Origin of the sequence: Saccharothrix sabaoui, from assembly GCF_051756985.1 — a bacterium.
Classification (GTDB): domain Bacteria; phylum Actinomycetota; class Actinomycetes; order Mycobacteriales; family Pseudonocardiaceae; genus Actinosynnema.
The window spans coordinates 1-12617 of sequence record NZ_JBPKJK010000217.1 but is presented as its reverse complement, the minus strand read 5'-3'; the positions used below and the strand labels follow the sequence as shown (position 1 = coordinate 12617).

At 76.2% G+C, this 12617-nt stretch carries 16 protein-coding genes; 11 read left to right on the top strand and 5 right to left on the bottom strand.

The features are described from left to right. The coding region (locus tag ACR807_RS38085; protein ID WP_438926378.1) for an ATP-grasp domain-containing protein at positions 1-1191 on the top strand (1191 nt) is incomplete at its 5' end. Positions 1192-1198: 7 nt separating this feature from the next. Here ACR807_RS38085 and ACR807_RS38080 read toward each other — a convergent pair. After that, positions 1199-2278, bottom strand: coding sequence for a Gfo/Idh/MocA family protein (locus ACR807_RS38080; protein WP_438926377.1), 1080 nt, complete (start codon positions 2276-2278; stop codon positions 1199-1201). Between the two features lie 64 nt (positions 2279-2342). Here ACR807_RS38080 and ACR807_RS38075 point away from each other — a divergent pair, with 64 nt between their 5' ends. The 3 genes from ACR807_RS38075 to ACR807_RS38065 all read left to right on the top strand — a co-directional run bounded on the left by ACR807_RS38075 (position 2343) and on the right by ACR807_RS38065 (position 4373). Continuing rightward, on the top strand, positions 2343-2954 hold the full coding sequence (locus tag ACR807_RS38075) for a TetR/AcrR family transcriptional regulator (RefSeq protein WP_438926376.1): 612 nt from the start codon (positions 2343-2345) through the stop codon (positions 2952-2954). Then, positions 2951-4063, top strand: coding sequence for a magnesium and cobalt transport protein CorA (locus ACR807_RS38070; protein WP_438926375.1), 1113 nt, complete (start codon positions 2951-2953; stop codon positions 4061-4063). The genes ACR807_RS38075 and ACR807_RS38070 overlap by 4 nt, the downstream gene beginning before the upstream one ends. 148 nt (positions 4064-4211) lie before the next feature. Further along, positions 4212-4373 carry a hypothetical protein gene (locus ACR807_RS38065; RefSeq protein WP_438926374.1) on the top strand — a complete coding sequence of 54 codons (162 nt, stop codon included), beginning with the start codon at positions 4212-4214 and terminating at the stop codon, positions 4371-4373. Positions 4374-4455: 82 nt separating this feature from the next. On the opposite strand, the gene ACR807_RS38060 is transcribed toward ACR807_RS38065, so the two are convergent. Further along, positions 4456-4962, bottom strand: coding sequence for a DUF1360 domain-containing protein (locus ACR807_RS38060; RefSeq protein ID WP_438926373.1), 507 nt, complete (start codon positions 4960-4962; stop codon positions 4456-4458). A gap of 38 nt (positions 4963-5000) precedes the next feature. Continuing rightward, complete coding sequence (locus ACR807_RS38055; RefSeq protein ID WP_438926372.1) at positions 5001-5330, bottom strand: DUF8129 domain-containing protein; 330 nt, start codon at positions 5328-5330, stop codon at positions 5001-5003. A gap of 190 nt (positions 5331-5520) precedes the next feature. On the opposite strand from ACR807_RS38055, the gene ACR807_RS38050 reads away from it, so the two are divergent. The 4 genes from ACR807_RS38050 to ACR807_RS38035 all read left to right on the top strand — a co-directional run bounded on the left by ACR807_RS38050 (position 5521) and on the right by ACR807_RS38035 (position 8105). Further along, positions 5521-5730 carry a hypothetical protein gene (locus tag ACR807_RS38050; protein ID WP_438926371.1) on the top strand — a complete coding sequence of 70 codons (210 nt, stop codon included), beginning with the start codon at positions 5521-5523 and terminating at the stop codon, positions 5728-5730. Positions 5731-5800: 70 nt separating this feature from the next. Further along, a complete protein-coding gene (mmuM, locus tag ACR807_RS38045) occupies positions 5801-6679 on the top strand; it encodes a homocysteine S-methyltransferase (RefSeq protein ID WP_438926380.1) in 879 nt (292 codons plus the stop codon). A 117-nt stretch (positions 6680-6796) separates the two neighbouring features. After that, positions 6797-7084: a WhiB family transcriptional regulator gene (locus ACR807_RS38040; RefSeq protein WP_438926370.1), complete on the top strand. Its 288-nt coding sequence runs from the start codon at positions 6797-6799 to the stop codon at positions 7082-7084. A gap of 118 nt (positions 7085-7202) precedes the next feature. Continuing rightward, on the top strand, positions 7203-8105 hold the full coding sequence (locus tag ACR807_RS38035; protein WP_438926369.1) for a MerR family transcriptional regulator: 903 nt from the start codon (positions 7203-7205) through the stop codon (positions 8103-8105). A 73-nt stretch (positions 8106-8178) separates the two neighbouring features. Here ACR807_RS38035 and ACR807_RS38030 read toward each other — a convergent pair whose 3' ends face one another. Further along, the gene (locus tag ACR807_RS38030; RefSeq protein ID WP_438926368.1) at positions 8179-9471 is read right to left on the bottom strand and encodes a cation:proton antiporter; all 1293 of its coding nucleotides are present in this window, start codon (positions 9469-9471) and stop codon (positions 8179-8181) included. 101 nt (positions 9472-9572) lie between these two features. Here ACR807_RS38030 and ACR807_RS38025 point away from each other — a divergent pair, with 101 nt between their 5' ends. Further along, on the top strand, positions 9573-10451 hold the full coding sequence (locus ACR807_RS38025; protein WP_438926367.1) for a class I SAM-dependent methyltransferase: 879 nt from the start codon (positions 9573-9575) through the stop codon (positions 10449-10451). Here ACR807_RS38025 and ACR807_RS38020 read toward each other — a convergent pair. After that, a complete protein-coding gene (locus ACR807_RS38020) occupies positions 10418-11575 on the bottom strand; it encodes a carboxylate-amine ligase (RefSeq protein ID WP_438926366.1) in 1158 nt (385 codons plus the stop codon). The two genes, ACR807_RS38025 and ACR807_RS38020, sit on opposite strands and share 34 nt — an antisense overlap. 237 nt (positions 11576-11812) lie before the next feature. Here ACR807_RS38020 and ACR807_RS38015 point away from each other — a divergent pair, with 237 nt between their 5' ends. Together ACR807_RS38015 and ACR807_RS38010 are read left to right on the top strand one after the other, a co-directional pair. Then, positions 11813-12277, top strand: a complete 465-nt coding sequence (locus ACR807_RS38015) for a hypothetical protein (RefSeq protein ID WP_438926379.1) — start codon at positions 11813-11815, stop codon at positions 12275-12277. Between the two features lie 89 nt (positions 12278-12366). Continuing rightward, on the top strand, positions 12367-12617 hold a 251-nt coding region (locus ACR807_RS38010; protein WP_438926365.1), incomplete at its 3' end, for a hypothetical protein.

Below are 12617 nucleotides of genomic sequence, written 5' to 3'. Positions count from 1 at the left end.
AAGGTCGTGCTGCTGGGCGAGTACCGCGCGGAGAGGTTGGTGGCGCCGTTGCGCGCCGCCGGTGCGGAGGTCGTGGTCCTGGGTGGACCGGACCTCGGCCCGTGGTTCGGCGACGACGTGCCCGTCGGCCACCTACCCGTCGAGCCGACCGACGAGGCCGTGGCCGACCTGCTGCGCCACTGGGCGCCCGACCTGGCCGTGCCGAACGTCCGGTCGCCGGGCCAGGAGCAGCACCTGCCGGTCTACGCGCGGCTCGGCGGCCCGCGCCTCCCGGTGCACCCGCCCGCGTTCGCCGACCTGGCCACCGACAAGGTCGCCTTCCACCGCACCGCGGTGGAGCGCGGCTGGCCCGTGCCGCACGGCGCGGTGTGCGGCACGCCGGCCGAGCTCCTCGCCGCGCCGGTCGCGCTGCCGGCCGTGGTGAAGGAGGCGCGCAGCGAGTCGTACGCGGGCAGGTACTTCGTCACCGACCGCGACCACCTGCGGCGGTTGTCCGCCGAACTGGTCTACCCGGTGCTCGTGCAGCGAGCCGTGACCGGTGAGGAGTTCGCGGTCGAGCTGCTCACCACGCCGGGCGGCACGACGACGTGGCCGGTCGCGTCCCTGGGCACCCTGGACAGCGCCTGCGCGCCGGGCGGCCGGGTCCGGGTGGAACCGGCCACCCTGCCGCCCGCCGCGGCCGACGCGCTCGCCGGTCTCGTCGCCGACGTCGTCAAGGCGTACCGCCCGCACGGCCCCTGGCAGCTGGACCTCGCCGTGGCCGACGACGGCGGGCTGGTCGTGTTCGAGCTGAACGCCCGATTCGGCGGCCTGTCGAACATGAGCTGGCTCAGCACCGGCACGGACCCGCACGCCACCCACGTGGACGCGGTCCTGGGCCGTCCGCTGCCCGAACCGGAGGTCCGGCGGGTCGCGGTCGAGCTGCCCGTCCGCAACGACGTCGACCTGCCGCCGCCCCCGCCGGGCGTGGAGCTGCACGCCTTCGTCGCCGGCCCCACCAACCCCACGCCGACCTTCGCCGGGTTCTACCGGGCGGTCGTGGCGGTGGACCCGGCCCGCGCCGCCGAGGCCCGCGCGTGGGTCGCCGGGCTGCCCCTGGACCTGACCACGCCGGCCGCGGTGCTCGCCCAGCTCGACCGCGGCCTGCGGGCGCTGCGGCGCCGAACCGCCCGGAGGGCCGAGTCGGGGTGACCGCCCGCTACCGGTCGACCACCACGCGCGTCCCGGTGTCCGACGAGCGCTGCACGGCGTCGAGCACCCGGTGGTGGCGCAGGGCGTCGTGGAAGCTCGGCGTGGCCGGGCGGCCCTCGGCGACCGCGGCGGCCACCTCGCGGTAGAGCGCGGCGATGTGCTCGACGCGCCCCGACGCGCCCAGGTGGTCGGGCAGGGCGAGGCGGGTATCGCCGTCGGCGGTGCGCAGCGTGACGTCCCACGCCGTCCAGTGGGCGTACGCGCCCTGGTCGACGCCGACGACCGCCAGGGTGCCCGCGGTGCCGACGACCCTGGCGGAGAACCGGTCGGGGCCCGGCAGGAAGCCGCCCGGCAGGCTGATCGACAGGACCGCGCCGCCGCCGAGGCGGCCGATCAGCGCGACCTGGCCGGGGGAGGAGTTGGCGACCCGCTCGCCGGTGCCGCGCACCTCGACCTCGGGGTGCCGGTTCACCACGAGAGCGGACACCTCGGTGGGGGAGCCGACCAGGCGGTCGAGCGTGCCCAGGGTGTGACCGCCCATGATGGTGAGCAGGGTGCCGCCGGCCGCCGGGTCGGTGCTCCACACCAGGTCCGGCCAGGTCTCGGGCCCGCCGAACGGATCGCCGGGCGCGACGACGTGCACCGACTCGACGCGCCCGACGCGGCCCTCGGCGAGCAGGTCGGCCAGGTGGACCGCCCACGGCGCGTGGTAGCCCTGGAGGGTCACCGCGTGCACGACCCCCGCGTCCTCGGCGGCCCGGGTCAGGTCGGCGGCCTCGTCGACGTCCACCCCCAGCGGCCACTCCGACAGCACGTGCTTGCCCGCCGCCAGCGCGGTCCGCACCACCTCGGCGTGCCGGTCCACCCGCACCGAGACGACGACCAGGTCGACCTCCGGGTGCTCGGCCAGCGCCCGCGCGTCGGAGAACGCGTGCTCCACGCCGAACGCCGCACCGGCCCGCGCCGCGCTCTCCGGCCTCGACGTCGCCACGGCGGTCAGCCGCAGCCCGGCCGCGCCCACGGCGGGCACGTGCGACCCGGCCGCCCACCCGCCGTCCGGGCTCGCGCCCACGATCCCGACCCTCATGGTTCCCCCCTGGTTGTGTACCGACTGGTATAGAATCTAGCCGACGACGAGGAGGTGGTCGACGGTGCCCGGTGGACGCCCGCGCGGGTTCGACCTCGACACCGCCCTGGACCGGGCGCTGGAGCTGTTCTGGCGCAACGGCTACGACGGCACGTCGGTCGCCGACCTGACCGCCGCCCTGGGCATCGCCAAGCCCAGCCTGTACGCCGCGTTCGGCTCGAAGGAGCTGCTCCTGGCCCGGGTGCTCCAGCGGTACGTCGACGGACCGGGCGCCGCGACCGGGCGCGCGGTCGCCGAACCGACCGCGCACGCCGTGGCCACGAGCCTGGTGGAGGCGGCGATCGCGCTGACGGCGGGGGAGGGGACGCCGCGCGGCTGCCTGTCCGTGAAGTGCGCGCAGGCCCACGACGACGCCGCCCGGGCGCTCGCCGAACGCCACCGCTCGGCCGCCGAACTCGCCCTGCGCGTCCGGTTGGAGGCCGCGCGCCGGGAGGGGGACCTGCCCGCCGACGAGGACCCCGCCGACCTCGCCCGGTTCCTCGTCACGCTCACCGACGGCATCGCCGTGCGGGCCGCCGGCGGTGAGGCCGCCGACGAGCTTCGCCGCACCGCCGCCGTGGCGCTGCGGGCCTGGCCCGCGGCCCGTCCGCCCGGTGCGGCAAGATCGGGCGCATGACCGCACCGCCGCGCAACCCCGTGGTGGCCTGCGGGGTCTACGTCGACGGTGCCCGGCAGCCCGGGCACCCGACCCCCGCCGCCGCCGTCGCCGAGGTCCGCGCCCGGGCCGGCGGGTTCGCCTGGATCGGGCTGTTCGAACCCGGTGACGACGACATCCGCGACGTGGCCGACGCCCTCGGCCTGCACGAGCTGGCCGTCGAGGACGCCGTGCACGCCCACCAGCGCCCCAAGCTGGAGCGCTACCCCGAGCACCTGTTCGTGGTCCTCAAGACGGTCCGGTACGTCGAGCACGAGTCGCCGAGCACGGCCAACGAGATCGTCGAGTCCGGCGAGATCATGGTCTTCCTCGGCCGGGACTACGTCGTCACCGTCCGCCACGGCCGCCACTCCGGCCTGCACGACGTGCGCGAGCAGCTGGAGCGGGAACCGGAGCGCCTGGTCGGCCCGGCGGCCGTCCTGCACGCCGTCGCGGACCGGGTCGTGGACGGCTACCTGGAGGTCGTCGAGGCGTTCCAGGGCGACCTGGACCTGCTGGAGACCCTCGTGTTCGCGCCCCGCGACGCGCTCGGCGTCGAGCAGGTCTACCTGGTCAAGCGGGAGCTGCTGGAGCTGCGGCGCGCCGTCATGCCGCTGGTCGGACCCCTGCGGGCGCTCAGCGACGGGACGTGCGCGCCGTTCGTGCCCGAGTCGGAGCGCTCCTACTTCCGCGACGTCGAGGACCACCACGCGCGCGTCGCCGAGCGGGTCACCGGGTTCGAGGAGCTGCTGACCACGCTGGTCGACGCGACCCTGGCGAAGGTGTCGCTGCGGCAGAACAACGACATGCGCAAGATCTCCGCGTGGGCCGCGATCATCGCCGTGCCGACGATGGTGTTCGGGGCGTACGGCATGAACTTCGACCGGATGCCCGAGCTGCGCTGGACCTACGGCTACCCGCTGGTGCTGGCCGGGGTGCTGGGCGCGTGCGCGGTGCTCTACCGCCTGTTCAAGCGCTTCCGCTGGCTCTACGACGCCCCGAGCCGCCCCGCGCCCCTCGCGCGCCCGACGTTCTGGGTGATGCTGTTCCTGCTGACCTGGCTGGCGGCCGTGGTGTTCTCGATCGAGTAGCCGTGCCGGGGGAGCGCCCGGCGGGGCACGGCTGTCCACAGAGGACTATGTCGCGTTTTCACCCGGATGTGTGACGGTAGCCCCGATTGGGTATGTCCCCGGCAACAGCGCACGCAGCGCGCACGGACAGCAGAGAACGGGAGCTGACATGCCCTGGGTCGAACGGCACCGCCGACGTGCCCCGAACAGCTGGTTCCGCACCACGACCGTCCGCCGCCACTACCGCAAGCCCGCCGGGCTTCCCGTCGTGGTCATCGCCGTCGCCGCGGTCGTGGTCCTGCTGGTCGTCGTGCTCATCGTGCTCTTCTAGCGCGCGCAGGCGTTCGGCGGGCCGCGGTGGGCAGTGCGCCACCGCGGCCCTGTCGCGTCACGGGGGTGTTCAGCGGTCCTGCTCAGTGCTCCTGGGCGTCCAGGCGGTGCACGGCCAGGTGCAGCACGTCCGCCCCCGCGATCGCGGTCAGCGCGGTGGCCGCCAACCGGGTCGCCCTGGGCGCGAACACCAGGCCGCCGACCAGCACGCCGGCGATCCAGACGCCCGAGCAGAACGGGCACGTCACCAGTTCGCCCACCGCGTGGCGGACGCCGTCCCCGCGCACGGACTCGGTCACCTCGGCGTTGCCCGCGGGTTCCTCGAAACGGGTGAACGGGGCGCGCAGCGCGCTGGTCACCGCGGCCTTGGTGGCGAGCCGGCTGGCCTTGTAGGTCGCCACCGACACCAGCGCCACGTCACCGAGCGAGTACCCCGCGGGCAGGCGCACGCCCAGGCGGCGGCCCACCGCGGTGGCGAGCCCGACGGCGCCGGCGAAGGTGCCCATCGCGGCCAGGTAGCCCTTGAGCGGCCGGTCCTGGCCCGCGGCGTACTCGGTCTGCGTCCGGCGGAAGGTGGCTGAGAGCGACATGGCCGAGGAGTTGCCCCGATCGGGCCGGTGAAACCCGGTCAGGGACGTCCCCGCGACGGCGTCTGCCCGGCGACCCCGTGGCGCAGCGGCGTGTTGTCGTCGGGGGAGTGGGCGGGCGACACGGGCTGCGTGCGCGGCGTGGACGAGGCGCCGGGGGCGTTGCGCTGGTCGCCGCCGGACGGTTGCGCGCCGTCGTCCAGCTCGGCCAACCGCGCGGTGAGCACCTCCGTCACGGGCGTCCGGTCGGCGTGCGCGCGTTCGTGCTCCAGCACGTCGGCCAGTTCGTCGCGCGAGAGCGAGCGCACGCGGTGCCGCAGGTCGCCCAGGGACAGCTGGTCGTAGTCCGGGATGGGGAGTTCGTGGCTCATGCCCGACGACTACCCGGCCGACCCCCCGGCAAACAGCCGTACCGGACCGCCCGCCCCGATCAGGTCACCGGGTCGTGGGGTGCCGCACACCCGGTCATCGGTGGGGCCCGCCGGGTTTGAAGGCGGCCTTCCCTTCCCACCCCCTTGCCGTGCGACTGCACGCCCGACCCAGCTGCGGAGGATCGTGACCATGAGCCAGGAGCAGGCGTGGAACGACGTGGTGGACCAGGAACGCCCGGTCGACCCGTACGCCGAGACCGAGGTCGCCGACGACGAGGAGGCGTCCGTGGGGCGCCCCGAGCGCCCCGACCCGGCCACCGCGACCGATCTGGAGGCCGACCCGGCCGACGTGGCCGACCAGCACCGGGTGGTGCCCCTGCCCGAGGACGACGAGTTCTGACTGCCAGGATGACCGCACGGCGCCGCGGCGCACCGGTGGGGAAGGGGTGCCCGTGCGGCTGACCGAGGCGATGGCGGACGGCGTGGTGGTGCTCGACGGCGGGCTGTCGACCGCCCTGGAGGCGGCCGGGCACGACCTGTCCGACGAGCTGTGGACCGCCGGGCTGCTCATCGGCGACCCGGACGCGGTCCGCGCCGCGCACGCCGCCTACCTCGACGCCGGCGCGCGGGTCGTCATCACCGCGAGCTACCAGGTGTCCTTCGAGGGCTTCGCCCGGCGCGGCCTGGGGCGGGCCGAGACCGCCGGGCTGCTGCGGCGCAGCGTGCGGCTGGCGCGCGAGGCGGTGGCCGAGGTCGACGGGCCCCGGTGGGTCGCGGCCTCGGTCGGCCCGTACGGCGCGGTGCTCGCCGACGGCTCGGAGTACCGGGGCCGCTACGGGCTGACCACGCGCGAGCTGGTCGCGTTCCACCGCCCGCGCGTCGAGGTGCTGGTCGACGCCGGGGCCGACGTGCTGGCCGTGGAGACGATCCCGGACCGGCAGGAGGTCGAGGCGCTCCTGGAGGTCGTGGCGGGGTCGGGCGTGCCGGTGTGGCTGTCGTGCAGCGCGCGCGGCACGTCCACCTGCGCCGGTCAGCCGCTGGACGCCGTGTTCGCCGACGCGGCGAGCGTGCCCGAGGTCGTCGCGGTGGGCGTGAACTGCTGCGACCCGCGCGACGTGGCGGCCGCGGTGGACCGGGCGGTCGCCGCCGGCCTGCCCGCCGTGGCCTACCCGAACAGCGGGGAGCGCTGGGACGCGCGGGCGCGGGCGTGGACCGGCGACCCCGCCGCCGGGGCCGGCCTGGCGCGGGAGTGGGTCGACGCCGGGGCCCGCCTGGTCGGCGGCTGCTGCCGCACGGGCCCGGCCGACATCGCCCGACTGGCCGACCACCTGCGCCCGGTGGCCCGCTGACCGACGCGGAACCACCCGATCGGGTGAAGTACGTTCCCTGCGCGTCGAGTTGCACCGATTTTGAATCGAAATTAGCCTGGACCACGTCACGATGAACCCCGGAAGGACGTGGTCGCCATGCCCGAGTTGTCGCGCCTACCCCGACCCGTCTCCGAGTCCTGGGACTGGCAGTTGAAGGGCCTGTGCCGGGGCATGGACAGCGCCCTGTTCTTCCACACCCCGAACGAGCGCGGCCAGGCGCGGGAGACCCGCGAAGCGCGCGCCAAGGAGGTGTGCAACCGGTGCCCGGTGATGCGGCAGTGCCGCGAGCACGCCCTGGCCGTCGAGGAGACCTACGGCATCTGGGGCGGTCTCGGCGAGAGCGAGCTGCGCGGCATCATCGCCGGCCGGCACAAGCGGGCGTGACCGGCCCGCGCGGACCCCGACCCGTCCACTGAGGACGCCGGGCGGGTCGTGCCGGTGTCCGGTTCGCGCCCGTGCGCGGGTACCTCGGTCGGAGGGTGATGGCAGGGCGGGGCGGTTGATGGCGGGGCAGGGCGGTGCGGTGCCGGGCGCCGCGTGGACGCCGGGCGCGGTGGCCCGGATGCTGGGCATCTCGCCGACGACGCTGCGCACCTGGGACCGCCGCTACGGCCTCGGCCCGTCCTCCCGCACGGGCGGCAACCACCGCCGCTACACGCCCGAGGACGTCGAGCGCCTGCGCCGCGTGGTGGCGCACATCGCCCGGGGCCTGGCGCCCGCCGCCGCGGCCGCGGTCGTGACGAGCGAACCCCCGCCACCGGTCGAGCACGCGGGCGACGGGATCGCCCCGGCGTCGGCCCGGTCCGCGCGGAGCGGTTTCCTGCGCGCCGCCCACCGGCTCGACGAGCCGCTGATGCGGGAGGCGGCGGTCGGCCTGATCGCCGAGCACGGCGTCGTCGCCGCCTGGCAGCACGTCCTCACGCCGGTGCTGGTCGAACTGGGCCGCCGGGCCGCCGTGCGCGGCCGGGGCGTCGAGGTCGAGCACCTGGCCAGCGCCGCGATCCTGCACGCCCTGCGCGGCGTGCCGTTCCCGGACGGGCAGGACAGGCTGGCGGCGCTGCTCGCGTGCGGGCCCGACGAGCAGCACGTGCTGCCGCTGGAGGCGCTGGGCGCGGCCCTGTCCGAACGGGGCTCGACGTGGCGCAACCTCGGCGCGCGCGTGCCCGCCGTGGCGCTGCTGGACGCGGTGGACAAGCTGCGGCCCGCCGCCGTCGTGGTCTGGGCGCACCACGAGGAGGTCGCGGTCCGGGTGCCGCTGGCCGAGCTGGTCGAGCGCTTCGACGCGGTGGTCGCCGTCGCGGGGGCCGGGTGGGGTCCGGTCGTCACACCGGCCCTGGTCGTCCGGCCCACGTCGGTCGAGGAGGCCGTCCGGGTCGTGCTCCGGGCCACCGGTCGCGCCGGCTGAGACCCGTCGCGCGGCGGCCGGGAACGCCCCGTCGCGCGGCCGGTCGGGACCCGTCACAAGACCGCTGGGCCCGTCACACGTGCGTGCGGGGCGCCTTGTCGGGATCGCCGTGCCGCTTGCGCGCGGTGCGCGCCCGGACCCGGTCCAGGGTCGCCATCACCGGCGTCGCCGACACGCCGTGCACCACGACCGACCCCACCACGACCAGCGCCGCCACCCGCCACAGGGCGTCCACCTCGGCGAACCCGCCCTCCTGCACGGCGTAGGCGATGTAGAACAGCGAACCGACCCCGCGCACGCCGAACACCGCGATGACGGTCCGCTCGCGCGGTCCCGTGCCGCCGCCCAGCAGGCCGAGCAACCCGGCCACCGGGCGCACCACGAACAACGCCGCCGCCGCCACCAGCACCTCGGCCCACGTCGTGCCCGCCAGCAGCCCGGTCGCCACCGCGCCGCCCAGCAGGAACACCACCGCCACGGTCAGCATCCGCTCGACCTGCTCGACGTACTGGTGCAGCACGTGGTGGTAGTCCGACCGGCGCTCGGCCGACCGGATCGCGCACGCGCACACGAACACCGCCACGAACCCGTAGCCCTCGGCCAGCTCGGTCACCCCGTACGCCAGGAACGTCGCCGCCAGCGCCACGAACCCCTCGGCGTGCTCGGCCAACCGGAAGTCCGCCGACGGCGCGGCGAAGAACAGCTTGCCCAGCAGCCACCCGGTGAGCGCGCCGATGCCCACGCCCGCCGCCAGCCGCCACAGCACGTCCACCGCCAGCCAGTGCGGCAGCCACTCGCCGGGCGCGGCGCCGACCAGGCTGATCGCCACCGCCGCGTAGGTGAACGGGAACGCGAGGCCGTCGTTCAGCCCGGCCTCGGAGGTCAGCGCGAACCGCGCCTCGTCCTCGTCGGACTCCGGGTGCTCCGCGGGTTCGCCGACCTGGACCTCGCCGGCCAGCACCGGGTCCGTCGGCGCGAGCGCCGCGCCCAGCAGCACCGACGCCGCCACGCCCAACCCGAGCACGGCCCAGCCCAGCACGCCCACCGCGAGCATCGACAGCGGCATCGTGATGCCCAGCAGCCGCCACGTCGTCGCCCACCGCCGCCGGCCCACCGGCCGGTTGAGCGCGAGGCCCGCGCCCATCAACGACACGATCACGCACAGCTCGGTGAGGTGCGTGGCGACCGCGCCGTGCGCGACGGGGTCGGGGTCGGGCAGCGGCCCGATCACGCCGAACGCCAACGCGCCCGCGGCGAGGAACACCATCGGCATCGACACCGGGGCGCGGGCCAACAACCTCGGCAGCAGCGCCGCCGCCAGCGTCGCCACCCCCGCTCCCGCGTACAGGACCGGACCTGGCTCCACGAACGGCCCCTTCCGACGGTGACCGGCACGGACTACCCGCCACCGACCTGCCGAAACCCGCCGGTGCCGTTAAGGTTCCGTGACCGGGAGGGAAGTGCGCAGTGCCCGAGGACCGCCCCATCGCAGACTCCTACAACGACAACAACCCGCTCTTCCACGTCCTGCGGCACGTGGGCTGGGGCGACCTGGTCAACGTCGGCTGGTACACCGCGCCGACCCTGCCGCTGCTGCTCGGCGGGCTGGGGTGGTTCCAGCGCAGGCTGGTGCGCCGCTCGCTGTCCCTGCTGGACGCCCGGCCCGGCCACCGCGTGCTCGACGCGTGCTGCGGGCGCGGCCTGTCCACCGCCCTGCTCGGGCGGCGGGGCTGCGACGCGCTGGGCGTGGACGTCCAACCGGAACAGGTCGCGGAGGCGCGGCGGCGGTTCGGCGACGCCCGGAACACCCGCTTCGAGGTGGCCGACGTGACGGCCCTGCCGGTGGCCGACGCCTCGTTCGACCGCGTCCACTGCCTGGAGGCCGCCTTCCACCTCGGCCCCGAGGGGCGGCGGGCGTTCCTCGCCGAGTCCCACCGGGTGCTGCGGCCGGGCGGGCGGCTGGTGCTGGTCGACTTCACCTGGCGCGGCCCGGACCCCGGCACGATCGCCGAGGTCGACCCGCACCGCGTGGTCCGCACCGCCTGGTCGTTCGCCGAGGTCGAGCCGCTGGAGCGCTACCGGGTGCGGGCGCGGGAGGCCGGGTTCACCGTCCGCGCGGTGCACGACTGGACGCCGCACGTCCTGGGCCTGCCGCTGCGCCTGGTCGGCCCCGCGCTGCGCCTGGGCACCACCGCGGCCGGTCGCCGGGCGCTCCGCCTGCGCTGGCCGGGGCTGCGCGAGCTGACCGACGAGGACTGGCGGCGCGTGACCGGGCACGTGCGCGCGCACGTGCCGTTCGCCGCCGCGTGCCGCTACTCGGCCCTGGTGCTGGACAAACCCGCCTGACCGGCCACCGCCCACGTCTCCGCACCCGCCACCGTGTCGGCCGCCACCTGGTCCAGCACGTCGGACAACCGGCCCGCGCGGGCGTGCGCGCTGCGCTGCCTGGCCGCGCCGCCGCCGTGCCGGTCCAGCTCGGCGAGCCCGTCGCGCACCACGGCGAGGTCGTCGGCGTCGAGGTGGTCGCGCACGCGGTGCACGAGGCGGTCCAGCACCAGGCGCGCGGGGACCAGGCGCTCGGACGGCACGTCCAGGCACAGGCCCGCGACCCCGTCCCGGGCGGCCCGCCAGGAGGCGACGCGCAGCAGCTCGGTCGGCACGCGCGGGGCCGCGAGACCGCGGGCGACGTCGGCCAGCGCCGCCGTGACGAGCCCCCGCACCAGGCCGGCCAGCAGCACCGCCTCGTCGGCGGTGGCGGCGACGTCGGCCACCCGGACCTCCACCGTCGGCAGGTGCGCGGACGGGCGGACGTCCCAGTAGACCATCCGCCGGTCGTACGCGGCCCCCGAGTCCACCAGCAGGTCGCAGGTGGCCCCGTAGTGCTCCGCCGACTCGAAGTAGGGCGGCGGACCGGCCGCGGGCCAGCGCGACCAGACGACCGTGCGCCAGCTCTCGTACCCGGTGTCGCGCCCGCCCGCGAACGGCGAGTTCGCGGTGACCGTCCCGAGCACCGGCAGCCACGGCCGCAGGTGGTTGCACACCTGCACGGCGGTCTCCCGGTCCGGGACGGCGACGTGCACGTGGCAGCCGCAGATCGACTGCTCGCGCGCCATCAGCCGGTAGTCCTCGACGAGGTGCCGGTAGCGGTCGCCGCCGGAGGTACGCACCTCCGGACCGCCCACCGGCGGCACACCGGTGGCCAGCAGCCGGCACCCCAGGTCCCGGGCCGCCTCGGCGGCCACCAGACGCAGCCCGCGCAGCTGCCTGCCCACGTCGGCCAGGCTGCGGCACACCGCCGTCTTGGCCTCCACCTGCGCGCGGGCCAGCTCCACGTCGAGGTCCACCCCGAACCGCCGCCGGGTCGCGGCCACGACCTCCGCGCCCAGCGGGGCCGGCTCCCCGGTGCGGGCGTCGACCAGCAGGAACTCCTCCTCGACGCCCAGCGTCGGCGGCGACTGCGGCACATCCACGGCGGCCTCCGGGGTTCGACGGGCCGGACTGTCGACATTCCCGCCACGCGGCAGGCGAAACGCGGCAGGTGGAACACCGTCCCGAGTGGACCCGGCCGGTGTGCCCGATCGACCCCGACTAGTCGGCGCGGCGCGGGGTAGACCACCACGACGACGACAGGCGGAGGTGGAGCGGTGGGCGTGGTCAAGCACGCGGTGCGGGAGGGGCTGGTGGCGGGCGCGGTCGGCACGGCCGTGATGACGGTCGGTGAGAAGCTGGAGCAGCGGATCACCGGGCGGCCCGACTCGCACGTGCCCGCCCGGGTCCTGGAACGGCTGCTGGGGCTGCGCGAACCGCCCGGCGGGCGGTCGCGCGCGGTCAACCTGACCATGCACTTCGGGCAGGGCGCGCTGGTCGGCGTGGTGCGGTCGCTGATGGCGAACGCGGGGATGCGCGGTCCGGTGGCCTCGGCGCTGTTCGCCGCCGTGCGGCTGAGCAACGACCAGCTCCTGGAGAACGCCACCGGCGTCGGCGCGCCGCCGCAGACCTGGCCGCGCCGCGAACTGGCGGTGGACCTGCTGCACAAGTCGGTCTACGCCGTCGTCACCGGCCTGGTCGCCGACGCGCTGGCCGCGCGCCGCGGGCCGGGACCGGGGCAGCGGCACGCCGCGCTCCGACCCGGCCGCCGGTCGGACGTCGGCCCGCTGCCGCGCGGCCGGTGACCACCCGCCTGACCGGATCGAGCCCTGCCCGGACCTGAACCCTGACCGGATCGAGCCCTGCCGGATCGACCGACGACGAGGAGAACCGCATGACCGACCAGGAGGACCCCATGACCACCGACGAGGGCACCGGGGGCACCCGCCACGTCCGGATGCCGGTGCCGCCGGGCGGCGACGCCGACCGCCACCCGGGCAGCCCCGACCTGGGCGACCCGGACCCCGACGCGGACGCCGACGACCCGGCGACCAGCAGCGGCCACCCGCACTCGGGCCGCCGCCACCGCGTCGACGGGGACGAGGGCCTGCCGGGCGAGTCGGCGCGGGAAGGCGCGGTGAGCCC